This window comes from Segatella oulorum F0390, assembly GCF_000224615.1.
GTDB lineage: Bacteria > Bacteroidota > Bacteroidia > Bacteroidales > Bacteroidaceae > Prevotella > Prevotella oulorum.
In genome coordinates this window covers 344,944-363,958 of sequence record NZ_JH114217.1, presented here as the reverse complement: position 1 = coordinate 363,958, position 19,015 = coordinate 344,944, and the positions used below count along the sequence as shown (strand labels likewise).

Here is a 19,015-nt window from a genome sequence, read left to right as displayed (position 1 = left end):
TTAGACCGTTGTTAGAATGTGTGTGTGTGTGTGTGTGTGTGTGTTTATACAATTATTTGAATCAACCAAATAATTGATGTTAAAACTTACACTGCTTGAAAAATTATTTTCCATTTGCATACAAACACTTTCTGTTTAATTTGGCGACAAAGTTATAAACTTTTGGCGAGAGTGGCAAACAATGCGAAAGAAAAATCGATTTATCCATTCTTCTTGTAACTCATCACTGCCCAAAAACCCATGAGACTATCGATGACCGCCAAGGCCACCACTTGATGGAAAATGCTGCCGAAATTGCCGCCACGAACGAACACCGTGCGCATGGCATCGATGAAATAGCTCATGGGATTGACGTAGGTGGTGAGGTAGGCGGCGGCGGGCATGGAGCGCGTGGGCGTGAAAAGACCCGAAAGGAGCAGAATGTTCATCACGAAAAACCACATCACAAAGATGGCTTGCTGCATGGTGTCGCTGCGGTTGGAGATGACCAAACCCAACGACGAGAAGAAGAATGCCAGCAACATCACCAACAAATAGACCCACATAATGTTACCCACGGGCACGATGCCATAGAGCAACCACGCCACCAGCAGGCACATCGTGGTGGCTAAAAGGGCGATGAGCCAATAGGGAATGAGCTTGGAAAGGATAAAACTGCGGCGGCTCACGGGCGTGACATTCATCTGTTCGATGGTGCCTTTCTCCTTCTCGGCCACGATGTTGAGCGTGGGAAGGTAGCCCGTCATCAGCATCATCACAATGCCAAACAGTGCCGGAATCATGAATAGTTTGAAGTTTTGCGACCTATTATATAAGGTGTAGCTGTGGAACTGTTCCCGGATGGCCTGTGCCTCGGGCACCACTGTCTGCACAATGACTTGCGAAAGATAGAGGCTTCCGATGGCACCTTTCGTGCCATTCACCGCATTTGCAGCCACCAGCACGTGGGGTGTGTGCCCTTGTTGCAGGTCTTTGGCAAACCCTTGCGGAATAACCACCACACCATCCACGCGCGATTGCTCCACATTGCGCAACGCAACGTCATAAGAGGGTGCCTCGCCCTTGAACCGAAAGTAGCGGTTGGCTGCAATGGTGTGCACCAACTGCTGCGAGCGTGCGGAGTGATCGTTGTCGACAACGGCCACAGCAATGTTCTTCACCTCCATGTTCATCACCCACGGCATCACGCACATCAGCATGATGGGATATGTCAAAATCAACCGCGGCAAAAACGAATTGCGCCTGATTTGCAACCACTCTTTCTGTAACAGATATTTTAATACCATCATCTTTCTATTCTAATCGTATTTTAAACAACCGCAACGACAACGTCAGCAACACCACCAACATGCCGAGCAGCACCATCATCTCGCCTACCACTTGGCCTACACCGACGCCCATAATCATCAGTTTGCGCATGCCACTGATGTAATAACGTGTGGGGATGATGGCCGAAATCCACTGCAACACCTCGGGCATCGACTCCAAAGGATAGATCATGCCCGACAACATCACGATGGGCATGAGCAGCAACATGGCCGAAATCAGCAGCGCCGCCAACTGTGTCTGGGCCACGTTGGATATCAACAGTCCCAACGACAGTGCCAAAAGGATGTAGATGGTGGACAACACGATGATCCAAAACAGCGAACCCACCACCGGAACGCCCAACACAAAGGCGGCTATCACCAGAATCAGCGCGAGGATGCCAAACGCAATCAACAAATAAGGCACCAGCTTTGCGGCAATCATCAGCAGCGGACGCGTGGGCGAGACAAGCAACACCTCCATCGTGCCTTGCTCTTTTTCGCGCACAATCGAAATGGAAGTCATCATCGCACACACCAACATCAACAGCATGCCCATGATGGCCGGCACAAAGTTATAGGCCGATTTCAGCTGCGGGTTATACAGCATCTTGGTAGAAACCAGCCCATCGCCTGCATGCATCACCACGGCTTGCGCATAGCTTTGCCATTGTTGTGCCATGTTAGGGTCGGTTCCGTCTACCAAGAACTGCATGCTTGGCACGCCCACCGCGTTGCTTTCGCCAAAGATAATGGCCATGTCGGCTTGCTGATGGCGAATGGTTTGCTCGGCCTCTGCAGGCGTATGCACCATGCCCACCAATGTAAAATAGCTTGAAGCTGCCAGCCTGTCCACCGCCTGTTGCGCCCCATCGCTCCACGGACTGAGCACCACCACCATGCGAACATTCTTCACATCGGTGCTGATGGCATAGCCAAAGAGCAGCATCATGGCCAAAGGCATGCCGAAAAGCATGAGCATCGTGCGTTTGTCCCGCAAGATGTGGTGCGCCTCTTTCAATATAAATGCATAGAATTGTTTCATTTTCTCAATGGTCTGAACGTTGGGCTTGTCGCGCCAAATAGGTAAACACATGGTCCATGTCGGGCTGCCCGAGCGTGTGTTTCAGCTCTTGTGGCGTGCCCATCGCTTTGATTTTGCCGTCGACCATGATGGAAATGCGGTCGCAATATTCCGCCTCATCCATGTAGTGTGTCGTCACAAACACTGTGATGCCGCGGGCTGCTGCCGCATAAATCAGCTCCCAAAATTGTCGCCTTGTAGCCGGATCGACGCCACCTGTTGGCTCGTCTAAGAACACAATCCCGGGGTCATGCAGAATGCTTACCGAGAAAGCTAACTTCTGTTTCCAACCTAAAGGCAGGCTTGCCACCAAGCTGTTACGATGCGATGCAAACTGCAACTGTTCAAGCAACTGAGTCGTTTTGCGCTTGATGTCGGCATCCTTCATGCCATAAATGCCACCGAAGAGCCGGATGTTTTCGGCCACGGTGAGGTCGTCATACAGCGAGAACCGCTGACTCATATAACCAATGTGCCGCTTGATTTGCTCGTGCTCGGTGCGAATATCAAAACCCACCACGTGGCCTTCGCCGCTCGTAGGTTGCGACAAACCAGCCAACATGCGCATGGCAGTGGTCTTTCCGGCGCCGTTAGCCCCTAAGAATCCAAAGATTTCGCCACGCCGAACGCTGAAACTAATGCCATCGACAGCATGGAAACCGCCAAAACTTTTCACCAAATTCTTCACCTCAATCACGGCTTGTGTGCCAACACCTTCCTGACCAGTATCACTCAAAGGGCGTTCCTTTTCAATGGGAGCCGGATTGAAAACCGCACGAAACTGCGTCAAAATCTCCTCGGGTGTGCCAATGCCTTTCACCTCGCCTTGCGACAAGAAAGCCACGCGATCGCAACATCTCACCTCGTCTAAATAGGGCGTAGAAGCCACAATCGTGATGCCCTTTTGCTTCAAACAGCCCAACATCTCCCACAGTTCTTTGCGGCTCACAGGGTCAACACCCGTGGTAGGTTCGTCGAGAAAGAGCACCGTCGGCCGATGGATGAGCGCGCAACACAGTGCCAACTTCTGCTTCATGCCGCCCGAAAGTGCCACCGCTTTGCGCTGCCGAAAGGGTTCGATTTGCGTGTAAATGCTTGCTATCGTGGCATAATTCTCCTCAACGGTCGTCCCGAAAAGGGTGGCAAAAAAGTGCAGATTTTCTTCAACGGTGAGGTCTTGGTAGAGCGAAAACCTGCCGGGCATATACCCCACCCGACGGCGAACATCCTGCATTTGCGTCACCACATCGAAACCATCCACGCGCAATGTCCCGGCATCGGGCACCAATAGCGAGCACAACAAGCGATACATCGTGGTCTTACCCGCGCCATCCGGCCCTATCAATCCAAATACTTCGCCGGGCTTTACATCAAAACTCACGCTGTGCAAAGCCTGCACCTTGCCGTAACTTTTCGTCACCCGACACACCTCTATGGCTTTCATCATCAGTCGTTGAATTTCACTTCGCCATACATTCCAATCTTTGCATAGCCGTCATTCTTAAACTTAATCTTCACCGCATACACCAAATCGGCACGCTCATCGTCGGTTAAAATGGTCTTAGGCGTGAACTCGGCGCGGCTCGAAATCCATGCCACTACCCCGCGATAGGTGCGTTTCTGCTTACCTTCTCCATAGTCGGTCATCACCGTTACGGTCTGCCCCACCCGGCAATGTTTCAGCTGCAACGAGGTAACATAGGCTCGAAGATACATCTCATCCACGTTGGCGAGCTTCAACAGTGGGCGTCCCGGCGTGACAAACTCGCCCGCTTCGGCATATTTTTCGAGCACGGTGCCGGCACGAGGAGCCACAATCTGCGCATTGTTGATTTGGTCGGCCAGCTGTCTTTGCTGTGCTTCCACCCCTTGTCGCTGTGCTTCAATGCCGCGTGCCTGTGCTTTCAGGGCGGCATTGTTGCTGCGAATTTGCTCGCGGGTGGCTTCTAATTGCCGCTGAAGCACCCTCACCTGGTTGCTGATATCATCCAATTGCTTGCGCGGCACTGCCCCATCCTTCACCAATTCGGCAAAGCGTTGCTGCTCTCTTTGGGCGTTGGCCACCTGCTGTTCGAGCGAAGCCACCTGCTTTTGCAAGTTCAGTTGCTTGGCATCGGTAGCCGTTTCCGTGGCCGACAGCTGTTGCTTCATGGCCACCAACTCCTCGCTTTTCTGCTGCAACTGGTAGGCATCAATCTCACCCAACACCGCGTTGGCCTTCACATTGTCACCTTCTGAAACCGTAAAACTTTTCAATTTGCCAGCCAACTGTGCCGACACCGTCACCTCGGTGGCTTCAAATGTGCCCGTTGCATCAAAGTCTTGCGCTTGATCTCCGCAAGCCATCAGGCTCAACACCAACGGGATTGCTACGATGATTTTTCTCATATTTCTTGTTTTTTATAATCCATTTACTGTGTATTTCAAATCACTTTGCGCCTTGAGCAGGTTGATTTCGTGAATCGATTGCTGCGTCTTGGCCGCATTCTCCTGGTTGATTTCCTGCACCAATCGGTTGCTGTCAATCAACCCATGTGCCAATTTCGACTCCGCTGCCTTGCGTACCCGTGTGCGCAACGCAATGATTTCGTCGTCGTTTTTCATCAACTTTTCATAACGTTGAATGGCCTCTTGCTGTTGCAGTTGCTCCAAACGGTTGTTGAAAAGAAACGCATTGCGCAGGTTTTCGGTCTGTGCACGTTGCAGCTTCAACTTGTTTTGGTCATTCTTATGCGTGTAGAGCGCACCCACATTCCACGTGAATTTCACACCGGCCAGCGCATTCCAACTGCCTTTTCGCCCCATCATATCTTCAAAAAGATTAAACCCCGGATAACCATAATAGCCCTGTGCAAACAGCCCTATGCGCGGCATCAGTCCGGCATGGAGTGCCTTTTCTTGCGTCTCGGCCAACTGAATTTGGGCTGCAAAAAGCTGCATCTCGGGACGATGGTTTTGCCCTTCCACCGTTTTTTCCATCACAGGCTTTTCGGGATGGCTCACGACGATACCGCAAAAGGTGCTCAACAGCTGCTGCATCAAATGGGCCTGCGACTGTAATTGCTCGCCCGTCTGCACGGCATTCAGCCGTTCGGCCTTCACATTTTCTAAGTCGCTGACGGCCGCAATGCCATTTTTCACCATCGCAGCCAACTGATTTTCACTCGACTGCAACAGGTCTTGCACATCGCGATTGAGGCGCATCTGCTCGTGAAGCAGCAGCCAACCAAAATACAACTCGTTCACCCGCTGCCGCACAGCATACAGGTTCACCTCGTTTTGTGCCGCCTCAACGGCACCTTGTTGACGCACCATGCGGCTCTGTTCGCGCATCATCCCCCCGTCATACAGCGTTTGTTGCACATCCACGCCCACACGATATTGCGTTTTACCGAGTCCTTTCATCTCAATACCCATGCTGCGATAAACCGTTTTAATGCGCTCGGGCCATGCCGTTACCGCATTTTGTGTCGTGCCTTGTGCCGACACTTGCACTTGCGGAAGCCAACCCTTTTGAATGTTCCTAACGGTTAAATCGGTGGTTTTGGCAATCAAATCATATTGCTTAATGAGCGGATAATTCTGCCGGGCAGCCTGCTGACAAGTCTCCAACGATTGTGCCTGCCCCATCAAAGACACGCCCCACGCAGCCATTATCAATAATTCCTTTTTCATCTTGTTTATTCTTTTTTTATTCATTATCCATCGGGAAAAAGCCCATTTTCATCCTTTTCACGACGCAAAGATAAAACATTCCCTCCCCGTTTTACTTATCAAATCCACCTAAAAAATTGCCCATTTGTAACACTCTTTGCCCAAAGTGTGCGGTTTTTCCCGTAAGAAATCGTAATTTTACAAGCCAATCATACAAAAAGGAAAGTAGCAATGATAACCAAACCCGTACATCCACTCTCGCTCACCGATGTCGACTTTCAGGAATTTGTCAACCAATCGGTGCAGTTTTTCACCCACGACGACTTCGTGATGATTATGAATGTGTGCTTCTATCGGCAACCTTTCTTAAAGCCCAATGAAGTCTATCGCATCACAGAATCACGTCTCATTCTTTTGCTCGAAGGGCATGCACAAGCCAGCATCAATCTGCAAGACTATGCCGTTAGCCAAGGTTCGCTCGTGTTGTTAGCACCCGATGCCATCGTAGAACTCAAAGAAGTGTCCGACAATGTGCGCGTGATTGCCATGGTGTTGGGCGAAGAGGTGAAAGTGAAGCAAGATGTCATACTGCACAATTCACCCACAGAATTTGAGCATTTCCTGCGCCTGTCCTACCTCGTGTGGGACATGGCACACTGCCAACCCTATCGCCATGAAACGGTTTATCATCTGCTGCATGCCATCGTAGCCAATGCCTTGCAGCTCGACAAGCAACAAAAGCAGTCAGAAGCGCAATCGCAACCCGCACGACTGCAGACGTTGTTTCAAGAATTCAGACGCTTGGTGGCGCTACATGCCACACAACATCGCACCGTCAACTTCTATGCACAGGCGCTGCATATCACACCCCATTATCTCTCAGCCGTCATCAAAAAGGCGAGCAACCAAAGCGTAATGCAGTGGGTGCACCGCGCCCTTGTCCAAGAAGCCAAACTGCTTTTGCAGGCCAACGAGCTGATGCTGTTTGAAATTGCCTACCGCTTGAACTTCCCGAGTGCATCGGCTTTCACCAAATTCTTTAAGCGCGAAACGGGAATCACCCCTACACAGTATCAAGAACAAACCGCGAAAGGCCGTTGATACCTGCAACTATACACCCGATTTGCACCCACAAACAGGAGCATCACAACAAAGGGTGGCACCCACCCCACGATGAATGCCACCCACTTTAAATTTCGTTTTACTTACGATTGACCAAAAACAACAAATCTAATTGTACCAAACGTCCGTATCAATGATATGAACCTCGGTCTCTTCTAACTCTTCTTCCCTGCGCAAGTCTTGATAGACTTCAGGCAGTAGCGACTTCTTCGTTTTCATGACCGTCACAGTTTTAACTGTTAATATATAAGCTATTCGGTGACAAAAGTATAGAAAAAAATGCTACTTGTCAATACCTAAATGTAGGTATTTTATATTTTTAACGTTCATTTTATGCTAAAAAACATGTTTTTTGTTATGATTTATCAGAAATGTCCTTATGTTTACAACGCCGCAACTCACCCATTCGTCTCAAACAGCCAACACATCTTAACACGCCCTTAGCCTTACGCCGTCTCGTAACCCATCAGTTCTCCCCATCCAAAGTGGCCCATTTTGTGCCGAAAAAGATAAGGAATTATGCTACAAAATGCACCCTATTACCCCACAAAATGGTACACTTTACAACACCTCCTTAGAACAAGCGCCTATTGTTGCGGTGTTGTTTGATAAATCAACACATCAAAATCGGCAGCGAGTGCATAGATTTTTTCCATCAAATCGGCCACCTGATGCTCATAAGCCACCCACTCTTTATCCGACAGAAAGAAATAAAATTCAAGCGGAAGGCCGGTGCTCGTCGCCTCTAACTGGCGCACAAGACAGCTCAAATGGTGATTCACACGGCCATCTTGTGCCAACATCCGCTCCACATACCGGCGATAAAGTGCCATGTTCACCTGCTCACCTTGCAACTCGTTTGCCGTGAAATAACCCTTCTCTACCAACTGCTTTTTCAAATCGTCTGTCGCCAACTTGATGTGCCGGAAATCGTAAAACACCTTACGTTTCACACGTCTCCCATCGCTCTTTTGCATGCCCATCCAGTTTTGAAACGAGTCAGAAACCAAGGTTTGTGGTGTAACCGTGACGATGGTGTGGTCGAAATTGCGCACCTTTACCGTGGTCAACGTGATCTCTTCCACTACACCATCGACGGCCGAATTGGGCACAGTGATCCAATCTCCCTTGCGCACCATGTTGTTACTCGTCAGCTGAATGCCGGCCACCAAACCCGAAATGGTGTCTTTGAACACCAACATCAACACGGCAGAGGTGGCACCTAAGCCCGCAATGAGCGTCATAGGGCTGCGTCCTATGAGGAGGGCTATGGCCACAATGGCACCCAAAAAGAAGATGACAATCTTCAAAACTCCCCGAAAAGACTTGAAATATTGCTGCGTAGCGGTGAGGTTCTGCCCCTCATTCCCTTCAAAAGTGTTCAACAGTGCCACAGCGGCCAAAGTCGCCATCACCGTGATATAAACGGCCGTGGCGCGCGACAACGACAAACGAACCCAAGGATATTGATAGAAAACCAACGGCATGAGTGCCCGCACGACAATAGCCGGAATGATGCGACTCACCGACAAAAGCAACAGCGGATTCCACTGTGTGCCCTTCTTCATCACGATTTTTGTGAGAAACAGGATGAGCTGTCGCCCTATCACAAAACTCAAATAGGCGACAATGACCACAACAAGTGCCAAAACAATATGGCGCACAATGGGCACCGAGATGCCACTGATGCCACAAGCCACGATGAGCCGTTCAACAAACAAACGAATGGTTTCCATTTCTGCTATCTATATAAATAGGTGGCAAAGATAAAAGAAAATAGAGAAAAAAGCGATAGGATGAGGTTTAATTTATGTTTTTGAGTATCTTTGCGAACAACCAAAATGAGGAGAAGATGAAAGAGAATGGACACAAAAAGCCACAAAGGGCAGTCATCATGGGCGCCAGTAGTGGTATCGGTTACGCCCTTGCCCAACGGTTGATTGCACACGGTTGGACGGTGGGATTGGCTGCACGTCGCACTCAACCGCTACAACAGCTGCAGCAACAAGCACCCGAACGCTGTTTTTATGCCCCTATCGACGTGAACGATGCGCACGCTGAAGCGCAACTCTTGGCACTCTTTCAGCAAATGGGCGGTGTGGATGTATATGTGCATGCGGCTGGCATTGGCTGGCAAAATCCGGCTCTTGTGGCCGAGAAAGAGCTCAAGACTGCCGAAACCAACGCCGTTGGCTTCATCAGAATGGTGGGAACGGCCTATCGCTATTTCGCCAAACAGCACAAAGGACACATCGTTTGCATCAGTTCTATTGCAGGGACAAAGGGGTTAGGTCCGGCACCTGCCTACAGCGCAACAAAGGCTTTGCAAAACACTTACCTGCAAGCGTTGGAACAATTAGCCTACCAACAACGATTCAACCTCAGGTTTACCGACATTCGTCCGGGCTTTGTCGATACGCCTTTACTCACAGGAACGACGCAGTTCCCCATGTTGATGCCGGTGGAACGCGTGGCCAAAAGCATTGAAAAGGCCATCAGACGGCAACGACATGTGTGCATCATCGACTGGCGATGGCGCGTGGTTACAGGCCTTTGGCGACTGATTCCCAATGGGTTATGGCGCTATATGGGGCGCATGCTGCACTGAAAAATTTGGTCTTTTAAGATATAATGTGTATCTTTGCACCGCTGAAGCACGCTAAGACAACGCTTTTTTAGGGTGCACAGCAGCGCAAATTCAAGCAGAGAACTTGCGTCCACAGAATTATTAATCAGACAAAAAGCCTGTGAATAATAAACAACTGCTCATCGCTTTCTTTTTCATGTTGATAGCCATCACGGCGCATGCACAACAAAAAGGAAAAGCAACATTTTACTCAAAGCGCGCCACCGGCGCACGAACAGCAAGCGGAGAACGACTGCATCACGACAGTTTGACCTGCGCACACCGCACCTATCCGTTTGGCACCCTACTCAAAGTGACCAATTTAAACAATGGTAAAACGGTGGTAGTGCGCGTCACCGACCGCGGACCTTTCGCTAAAGGGCGCATCATCGACCTCTCTTATGCCGCCGCAAAACAACTCGATATGCTCTTTGCCGGCGTGGCAACAGTGACCGTTGAACGCTATAACCGCGGTGTTCCCTATGACGATGAACCCGCGATTGAATTGCCCGAACTCGATTTAGAGATGGCAACGCAGGGCTATAGCATGGTGGATGACTGGCGGGGACGCGACAACATGGTGGATGACAAAATTGAAAACGATGGCCAGAAGATTGCGAACAATCGTAAAAAACAACAGGGAAAAGCAGCTATCATCGCCCCCAATGAGACCAAAAAGCCAGCAAAGACGCCGAGCAAAAAGGACAAAGAGAACAAATGGAACAAGGTGTTTGAACGCATCAAAAAGATTTTCTAACCCACCAATCCTCCCATAAACCCCACTACAAGCAAACGAAATAGCCTCAAAAGTAGCAGCGTTCATTTCGCATAAAAATACATTTTTGCGAAATGAAGCAACTTTTTTGATAAAAAATGCCGTTGGGATGCTTTTTGTTTGGCGCTTTCATAAGTTATGTATACTTTTGCAATCAGTTACTGAATAAATATACATCACAATGAAAGAGAAAAACGAACGCTTGGCAACCTTAAAGATGCTCATCTCAAGTCATGAGCTAAGTAGCCAGCATGAAGTGCTGCAAGCCCTACGGAAAGAGGGCTACCATGTGACACAAGCCACGCTAAGCCGCGATTTTAAACAACTGAAAGTGGCCAAAGCAGCCAGCATGAATGGCGAATATGTGTATGTATTGCCGAATGAAACGATGTACAAACGCGTGCACAAACCACTCTCTGCACGCGAAATGCTGCACACACCGGGATTTATTTCGATTCATTTTTCGGGTAATATGGGTGTCATCAAGACGCGTCCCGGCTATGCAAGCAGCTTGGCTTATAACATTGATAATGCCGATTTCCCCGAGATTTTAGGAACCATAGCGGGTGACGATACGATTTTCATTGTGATTGATGAAAAAAGCAACCCCGAAGAATTGGAAGTCAATTTGAATGACATTCTGAACTTTATGTAATGATGCTTCATACACAAAAAATCATCTGATAACGCAAAAAACACCTCTTGCCGGCAACTTTTTGAAGGTTTGCTGCGTCAAACGCATAAACAAAGGGCACAAAGGCTCATCACAAATGGTAGCGTTTGCTATCTATGCGTTGGGCATGGCCATAAAAATGAAATGAAAATGGAGAACAGAAGAAAACTTTATCGCACGTCAACCGACAAATGGTTGGGTGGCGTTTTAGGAGGTATCGCGGCCTACTTGGACTGGGATCCGGCCTTACTACGCATAGGTTATTTATTCTTAACGCTATGCAGTGCGGCCTTTCCCGGGATAATGGCCTATATCATTTTGTGGATTTGCATGCCTCGCGAAGACGCAACCGGCAGTTAGGCAAAGACGAAAGAACAAAGCATGTTATATTTTAAGTACGGAAAAACCTGATGGACATCAAAGATTGTCATTGGGTTTTTCTTTTTTATAGGGGACATCGCCTTCTTTCTTCCATCTCAAAAAGATTATCTTTGCCTTATTCTAAACGGGAACAGGCACAGGATAAAGAAGTTAATGACCTGCGTAATGGGCATTAACGCTCCTTTGTTATCGCCATTCGTTCCCGTTAAAAGAAATAAAAAAAGAGATGAGGCGCTGTCTTTTCCGATGCGAAATGCCTAATTTTGCAAATCAATGAAGCGCATGCTATCCATCATAATGCTGCTGTTTTTCCTGATGAGTGTGTCGGGAGTAAACGTGAATATTCACTATTGCGATAGTGAATTGGTAGGCATGACCGTGAATGGCATTCATTTTAAGACCGAAGCCGGACAGAAAATGGCTGATTGTTGCAATGAGAATACAGGCTGTCCGATGTGTAAGCATGTCGCGCATCATTACCAGCTGCACCAGCAATTCATGCAAAGCAGCACGCCACAGGTGCATCCTTTGCTCCTGGCCAACGATTGGTTTCATGGCGTAACCATCAACTTTGATTACTTATTATTTAATTTTATACCTGCAGAGGAGGGCAGCAACAGCAACGCTTATGCGTATGTTAACTCCTACTTGGGCTGCCTTTACCTTCCGTATAGCGGACTTCGGGCTCCTCCTACGATGAAACGGATCTCGTTTCAACATTTATTTATGGTATAATTTGACCGAACCGAAAGTTTGATTTTCGCAAGAAAAGAGACCGACCGTACAGATACGATTGGGCGATGCTTTTCTTTTGATGAGTCTTTAGCATGGGTGAGGTCGTTAAATAACAAGTACATTCAATGCACAAAATTATTGGATACTTTCTTCACAACCGTTTAATCACGGCACTTGTGTTGATATTGATTATAATAGGTGGACTGTCTACCGTCCCCTTTAACTGGCATAGCGGTCTCATACCACGCAATCCTGTGGCCGTAGATGCTATCCCTGACATCGGTGATAACCAACAGATTATCGCAACAGATTGGATGGGACGCTCGCCTAAAGACATTCAAGAGCAAGTCACATACCCCCTAACAACGGCATTATTAGGAATTCCCGGCGTCAAGACCATTCGGTCATCGTCGATGTTCGGTATGTCGTTTATCTATATTATCTTTAATGATGATGTCGACTTTTATTGGAGCCGGTCACGCATTTTGGAAAAACTTAACTCGCTTCCTGCCGGTTTATTGCCCGAAGGAGTGAAACCAACACTCGGGCCAGATGCCACGGCATTAGGCCAAATTTATTGGTATACGCTCGAAGGACGAAACCCCAAAACGGGGAAACCTGCCGGCGGTTGGGATCCCCAGGAATTGAGAACCATTCAAGACTACTATGTAAGATACCAATTAAGTTCGGCCGAAGGGGTCAGCGAAGTGGCCTCAGTAGGTGGTTATGTGAAAGAATATCAGGTTGATCTTAATCCCGAAGCCATGCGTGCTTACGGCCTGAATCTCGTACAAGTCATGTTGGCTGTGAAGAATTCGAATATCGATGTAGGCGCGGGAACAATGGAAGTGAACCGCGCAGAATATTTGATTCGCGGCCTCGGTTACGTCAAAAAGCTGAAAGATTTGGAAGAGGCTACCATCACAGATCGCCATGGTGTGGCCGTAAGAGTTAAGGATGTGGCTAAGGTTTCGTTTGGACCCGGCGACAGACGTGGCGGACTTGACAAGGAAGGACAAGAGGCTGTGGGCGGCGTTGTCGTGGCACGTAACGGCAGTAATCCCATGGAAGTCATCAACAATGTGAAAGCAAAGATTGCCGAAATGCAAGGAGGCATGCCTGAAAAAACGTTGAAAGATGGTTCTACATCACGCGTCACCGTCGTGCCTTTTTACGACCGTACCAGATTGATTAAAGAGACGATTGGCACACTCGAAAGCTCACTGATGCACGAAATCCTCATCTGTATCATTGTTGTTCTTATCCTGGTGCTTAACCTGCGCGCTTCTTTCGTGATTGCAACCATGCTGCCTTTGGCTGTATTAACCACGTTTATCGTCATGAAACTCTTAGGGATTGAGGCCAATATCGTGGCACTTAGTGGTATCGCTATAGCCATTGGTGTGATGGTTGACGTAGGAGTTGTGTTCATGGAAAATGTGGTTCGTCATCTGAGCACTGCTCCCCATGCCCGCGGTAAGCAATTAGAAGCATTGATTTTGAATGCTGTTCATGAGGTTTCAGGAGCAGTTATGACGGGCATGGGCACTACGATTATCAGCTTTCTACCCGTATTTGCCATGCAGGCACAAGAGGGAAAGATGTTTCATCCATTGGCTTTCACAAAGACTTTTGCCCTATTATCGGCCCTGCTTTTAGGTATTTTAATCCTCCCGACGTTGGCTTACTGGATTTTCTCACTAAGGATTCCAAAACGATGGGCATTGAAAGTCTTCAAAAAACGAGTGCCGCGCACCTTCAAAATCATGCATTGGACGGTCAGCACCAACATGCTGATTATTGCCATTGTGGTGCTTTTAGCTACCTATGAGCTTTCAAGTGTGTGGCTTCCTTTAGGGCCACAGAATGGAACGTTACTCAATTTACTGTTCGTTATCGTTACTGTGGGGGCTATCCTATCTATCCTTTGGCTTCTGGTGCTCAAGTATGAGCAAATCCTTCGTTGGTGTTTGAACCACCGATGGAAGTTTATGTCTATCCCCATATTGACTCTGATTGCCGGCGGAATGATTTGGACAAAGACGGGAAGTGAGTTCATGCCCACCTTAGATGAAGGCGCTTTCTTGCTCATGCCCACAAGTATGCCGCACAGTGGCGTTGAAGAAAACATACAGAATTGCAAGATTTTAGACCAGCGTATAAAAGCCATTCCCGAAGTAGAATCGGTCGTTGGCAAATGGGGACGTGTGGAAAGTGCCCTCGACCCGGCACCTATTCAAATGTATGAGATAACTATCAACTACAAACCCGAATACCAATTGGATGATGATGGCAAACGCATTCGCGACAAGAATGGCGACTATATACGTCTGTGGAGAGACGAGATTAAAAACGAAGATGACATTTGGAAAGAGATTGTTAAGGCCGCTAATCTCCCGGGATTGACGGGAAGTCCGAAACTACAACCCATTGCAACCCGACAAGTGATGCTGTCAACGGGGATGAAAGCCCCTATGGGATTAAAGATATATGGTCCTGATTTGGCTTCGATTGAGCAGGCAGGCTTGCAAATGGAGAAGGCTTTGAAAGCGATACCCGACATCAACTCATCCTCTGTGTATTATGATCGTGCAGAAGGAGCACCTTATATAGAGATTCATCTCGACAGAGAAAAACTCGGACGTTATGGCATTCAAGTGGGGACAGTGCAAAGTGTTATCGAAACAGCCATCGGTGGAATGGCAGAAGGAAGCACCGTTGAGGGACGCGAACGATTCCCTATTCGTGTGCGTTATGCACGTGAATTGCGAGACGACCCCGATGTGTTAAACGGAATACTCGTCCCAACAGCCGACGGAACACAAATTCCTTTAGGCGAATTGGCAACCTTTCATTTCGTGAAAGGCGCGACGATGATTCAGAGTGAAAACACGTTTTTAACGGGTTATGTCACGTTTGATAAGGTGGGAAACAAGGCAGAAGTGGATGTTGTTCATGCGGCTCAAAAACACATTGACGAGCTTGTAGCTCATGGAAAGATTAAACTTTCTAAGGGCGTCACGTATAAATTTACGGGCACTTACGAGCAACAGATTCATGCTGCAGAACGCCTTCAGGTGGTCATTCCTATTGCGTTGATTCTGATTTTCTTGGTCCTTTTCTTCCAATTTAAAAGCGTCACGGCCTCAATGATACACTTCTCGGGTGTTTTTGTAGCCTTTGCGGGCGGCTTTATCCTGATTTGGCTCTACGGACAAGACTGGTTTTTAAACTTCAATATCGCGGGAGTAAATATGCGAACCCTCTTTGGTATGGGGCAAATCAACCTCAGTGTTGCCGTTTGGGTAGGCTTTATCGCACTCTTTGGCGTCGCTACAGACGATGGTGTTTTGATGGGAACCTACATCCATCAGGTGTTCTTAAAACGACAACCCCATAGTCCTTTAGAGATTCGCGAGGCTGTTGTTGAAGCCGGAATGAAGCGCGTTCGCCCAGCAGCAATGACCACTGCGACAACACTCATCGCGCTATTGCCCGTGCTTTCATCCACAGGAAAGGGCTCAGACATCATGGTTCCGATGAGCATTCCTACCTTTGGCGGCATGTTAATACAGACCATGACAATGTTTGTTGTGCCGGTTTTCCAATGCTGGTGGCGTGAATCGGCCTTGAAACGTGAACAAAAGAAGAAAAATTGAAAACGAAAATGACAATGAAGAATAAGATTTTATATTTCCTATACATAGGACTATTCGCCTGCTATGGCAGTGCTTATGCGACAGGAAAAGACAATAAAGAAGATAGTTTGGCCGTGTATATTGCCGAAGCAATACGCAACAACCCTGGTCTGAAGAGTGAATACCAGGCCTATCAGGCGCAAATGACCAATGCACAAGGTGCGGGTGTCTTGAGCGATCCACAGCTAAGTGTCGGCCTTTTCCCACAAGCGATACACCATGTCAATGGAAAACAGCTTGCAACTATAACCATTATGCAGATGTTTCCATGGTTTGGCACACTGAAAGCAGGTCGCGAACAAATGGAATATAAAGCGCAAGAGGCCTACCAGAAGTTTCGCGAAAAAAGCTTATCAACAGCCTTCAACATTGAGAAACAATGGTATTCCATACTCGCAACGCAAGAGAAAGTGAAAGCTGTGAAACAGAAACGCGCGCTTTTAAACGATATTAAAAAGGTGGCTATCTATCTTTATAAGAACTATACAGCAGGGCGTGACACGAAAATGAGCGACCAATTGCGCCTCGATGCAGAAGAGGAGCGATTGAAAGAACAAACGGAAAGTCTTGAAACCCAACTGACTTTACAAAAGCAGCAGTTTAATATCATGCTGCATCGGCGGCCAAATGTAGCTTTGTCCCTACCCGATTCCATCCCATTACGGCAGATGCCCACCTTTAATTGGACAGAGATTGAACGAAACAATCCCAAACTCGCACAGTATTCGGCTATCCAAAAGGCGTTTAAATCGCAAGAAGAGCAGACCAGAGCAAAAGGTATGCCCATGATAGGTGTGGGACTTCAATATATGCTCAATGGGAAAGTTGACATGCCAATGATGCCCAACATGAACGGAAAAGACATGGTGATGCCCATGGTGAGCGTCACAATCCCCATTTATCGCAAAAAGATTACGTCGGCTATCCATAGTGCACAACTCATGGAACGTAGCGCAGCCTACAATTATCAAAGTCAGTTGGATGCACTTCAAAGCACATATCTCAGCATTGAACAGCGTGCTGACGATATAAAACGCAAATTGAAGCTTTATGAGAGTGAGGTGAGTTTGCTCAACAGAACGCTCGAACTGATGCAAAAAGAATATGCTACGGGGGCGACATCGCTCACCGATATTCTTCAAACGACACGCGAAAGCATCGACTACGACCTCTTAAAAGCCGAAGCCAATGCGCAATATAACACCATCACGGCAGAGGCTATCCAGCTCCTTGCACGCGATGTGAAGTAAAAGAATGTATAACCAAAAGAAGCAAAAGATGATGAAAGATTTCATAAAAAAACATATCCTGCTATCGTTTGCCGTTGCGCTGATGATAGGACTCCTATTAGGGTGGCTCCTCTTCCGCACCACTCACACAACAGATGTACACCAACATTCGGAAGGAAAAACGATGTACACCTGCTCCATGCACCCACAAGTGAGACAGGATCACCCCGGGAAATGCCCCATTTGTGGAATGGGTCTTATCCCTGTCAACGATGAAAAGCAAAGCGCAACAACAACCGATTCCAATGCTGTTGTGATGAGTGATGAGGCCGTTGCATTGGCAAATATCGAGACAGAGGTTGTTGGCAGCGGAGCAACAAACAAAGAAGTGCGCCTATTCGGAAAGATATTGCCCGATCAGCGCTTAGAACAAACGCAGTCATCTTACGTGGAAGGACGCATTGAGAAACTATTGATCAATGCGCCGGGCGACCGTGTTAGTCGTGGACAAACATTGGCTGTAATTTATTCTCCGACGCTATACGCCATTGAACAAGAACTGATTGCAGCACTGAACTTCCCTGCATCGCCCCAAAAGAAACCGCTGATTGACGCAGCTATTGAGAAGCTTAGACTGCTGAATATCACGCAAGCACAGATCAATCAGCTGATTCACACACGTAAAGCCTCCCCCTACACCACGCTGAAGGCCAATACTTCGGGCACAGTGATTGAAAAGAATATCAATCCAGGTGACTATGTCAAACAAGGACAAGCGTTGCTGAAGATTGCAAATCTCGGCAAGGTTTGGGCTATGTTCCAAGCGTATGAAAGCGACTTACCATTTATTCATGTTGGTGAAAAGATTCACTTTACAGCCGAAGCGATGCCTGGAAAAGTGTTCACGGGCAGCGTAAGTTTCGTAGATCCCATGATTGATTCTTCCAGTAGGACGGCCGGTGTGCGCGTCGAAATGAATAATGCCAGTGGATGGTTTAAGCCCGAAATGACCTTGACTGGCAACATTGTGGCCAACATGAAGCAATACCACGGTGAGATTGTCGTGCCGAAGAGTGCCGTGATGTGGACAGGAAAACGAAGTATCGTCTATGTAAAAGACACGGGAGAAACGCAACCTACTTTCATATTACGACGTGTAACGTTGGGTCCTTCGCTATCCAATGGCTATGTCATCACGGATGGTTTGGCTGAAGGCGAAGAGATTGTGACGAATGGAACCTTTGCTGTTGATGCCAGTGCACAGCTGGCTGGCAAAGAAAGTATGATGGATCAGTAACATTATTTTATTTATTTAATATAACAAGAAAATGAAAAAAGTGATTTTAACAATGCTTGCTGTTGCAGCCATGAGCGCAACCATGCAGGCCAAAACAGTGAAAACAGAAATCCCAGTAAACGGGAAATGTAACGAAATGTGTAAGCCACGCATAGAGAGAGCCGCAAAAGCTGTTCCCGGAGTGTTGTCGGCTACATGGAATTTAAAAGCACAAAAGCTCACGCTTGTGTACGATAACACCAAGACTGACACGAAGAAAGTGCAGAAAGCGGTAGCTGCTTCAGGTCACGATAGTGGTAATATAAAAGCCTCACAAGCCACTTATAACAAACTCCCTGGATGCTGCAAATACCGTAAGTAAACGGTAAATGCCAGACCAACCGGCGAATAAAGGAACGATTATCATCGCCCCCTATTTGAAGGTTGGTCTGTTT

16 protein-coding genes are annotated in these 19,015 nt (G+C 47.8%); 10 read left to right on the top strand and 6 right to left on the bottom strand.

Annotated features, from left to right (window positions below; all coding sequences use genetic code 11):
• Positions 1-200: 200 nt before the first annotated feature.
• The 5 genes from HMPREF9431_RS10705 to HMPREF9431_RS10685 are packed head-to-tail and all read right to left on the bottom strand — an operon-like array spanning position 201 to position 6,066.
• The gene (locus HMPREF9431_RS10705) at positions 201-1,286 is read right to left on the bottom strand and encodes an ABC transporter permease (protein WP_004381314.1); all 1,086 of its coding nucleotides are present in this window, start codon (positions 1,284-1,286) and stop codon (positions 201-203) included.
• Between the two features lie 7 nt (positions 1,287-1,293).
• Positions 1,294-2,352, bottom strand: coding sequence for an ABC transporter permease (locus HMPREF9431_RS10700; protein ID WP_040561591.1), 1,059 nt, complete (start codon positions 2,350-2,352; stop codon positions 1,294-1,296).
• Between the two features lie 4 nt (positions 2,353-2,356).
• Positions 2,357-3,835, bottom strand: coding sequence for an ATP-binding cassette domain-containing protein (locus HMPREF9431_RS10695; protein ID WP_196794606.1), 1,479 nt, complete (start codon positions 3,833-3,835; stop codon positions 2,357-2,359).
• 2 nt (positions 3,836-3,837) lie between these two features.
• Positions 3,838-4,779: an HlyD family secretion protein gene (locus tag HMPREF9431_RS10690; RefSeq protein WP_004381311.1), complete on the bottom strand. Its 942-nt coding sequence runs from the start codon at positions 4,777-4,779 to the stop codon at positions 3,838-3,840.
• Between the two features lie 12 nt (positions 4,780-4,791).
• Positions 4,792-6,066 (bottom strand): TolC family protein, encoded by a 1,275-nt coding sequence (locus tag HMPREF9431_RS10685; protein WP_004381310.1) that lies wholly within the window; start codon positions 6,064-6,066, stop codon positions 4,792-4,794.
• Between the two features lie 210 nt (positions 6,067-6,276).
• Between HMPREF9431_RS10685 and HMPREF9431_RS10680 the strand changes: the two genes are divergently transcribed.
• Positions 6,277-7,146, top strand: coding sequence for a helix-turn-helix domain-containing protein (locus HMPREF9431_RS10680; RefSeq protein ID WP_004381309.1), 870 nt, complete (start codon positions 6,277-6,279; stop codon positions 7,144-7,146).
• Between the two features lie 608 nt (positions 7,147-7,754).
• Here the strand turns inward: HMPREF9431_RS10680 and HMPREF9431_RS10675 are convergent.
• The gene (locus HMPREF9431_RS10675) at positions 7,755-8,903 is read right to left on the bottom strand and encodes a mechanosensitive ion channel family protein (protein WP_004381307.1); all 1,149 of its coding nucleotides are present in this window, start codon (positions 8,901-8,903) and stop codon (positions 7,755-7,757) included.
• Positions 8,904-9,019: 116 nt separating this feature from the next.
• Here HMPREF9431_RS10675 and HMPREF9431_RS10670 point away from each other — a divergent pair, with 116 nt between their 5' ends.
• The 9 genes from HMPREF9431_RS10670 (at position 9,020) to HMPREF9431_RS10630 (ending at position 18,942) form a co-directional block, all read left to right on the top strand.
• On the top strand, positions 9,020-9,775 hold the full coding sequence (locus tag HMPREF9431_RS10670) for an SDR family NAD(P)-dependent oxidoreductase (RefSeq protein WP_040561695.1): 756 nt from the start codon (positions 9,020-9,022) through the stop codon (positions 9,773-9,775).
• A 139-nt stretch (positions 9,776-9,914) separates the two neighbouring features.
• Positions 9,915-10,550, top strand: coding sequence for a septal ring lytic transglycosylase RlpA family protein (locus tag HMPREF9431_RS10665; RefSeq protein ID WP_004381305.1), 636 nt, complete (start codon positions 9,915-9,917; stop codon positions 10,548-10,550).
• Positions 10,551-10,749: 199 nt separating this feature from the next.
• Positions 10,750-11,223, top strand: a complete 474-nt coding sequence (locus HMPREF9431_RS10660) for an arginine repressor (RefSeq protein WP_004381304.1) — start codon at positions 10,750-10,752, stop codon at positions 11,221-11,223.
• 168 nt (positions 11,224-11,391) lie between these two features.
• The gene (locus HMPREF9431_RS10655; RefSeq protein ID WP_004381303.1) at positions 11,392-11,601 is read left to right on the top strand and encodes a PspC domain-containing protein; all 210 of its coding nucleotides are present in this window, start codon (positions 11,392-11,394) and stop codon (positions 11,599-11,601) included.
• A gap of 294 nt (positions 11,602-11,895) precedes the next feature.
• Positions 11,896-12,357 carry an HYC_CC_PP family protein gene (locus HMPREF9431_RS10650; protein ID WP_004381302.1) on the top strand — a complete coding sequence of 154 codons (462 nt, stop codon included), beginning with the start codon at positions 11,896-11,898 and terminating at the stop codon, positions 12,355-12,357.
• A 125-nt stretch (positions 12,358-12,482) separates the two neighbouring features.
• Positions 12,483-16,016, top strand: coding sequence for an efflux RND transporter permease subunit (locus tag HMPREF9431_RS10645; protein WP_004381301.1), 3,534 nt, complete (start codon positions 12,483-12,485; stop codon positions 16,014-16,016).
• 14 nt (positions 16,017-16,030) lie between these two features.
• The gene (locus HMPREF9431_RS10640) at positions 16,031-17,305 is read left to right on the top strand and encodes a TolC family protein (RefSeq protein WP_040561694.1); all 1,275 of its coding nucleotides are present in this window, start codon (positions 16,031-16,033) and stop codon (positions 17,303-17,305) included.
• A gap of 28 nt (positions 17,306-17,333) precedes the next feature.
• Positions 17,334-18,581, top strand: coding sequence for an efflux RND transporter periplasmic adaptor subunit (locus tag HMPREF9431_RS10635; RefSeq protein WP_040561693.1), 1,248 nt, complete (start codon positions 17,334-17,336; stop codon positions 18,579-18,581).
• A gap of 31 nt (positions 18,582-18,612) precedes the next feature.
• Positions 18,613-18,942 carry a heavy-metal-associated domain-containing protein gene (locus HMPREF9431_RS10630; RefSeq protein ID WP_004381295.1) on the top strand — a complete coding sequence of 110 codons (330 nt, stop codon included), beginning with the start codon at positions 18,613-18,615 and terminating at the stop codon, positions 18,940-18,942.
• The last annotated feature ends 73 nt before the right edge of the window (positions 18,943-19,015 follow it).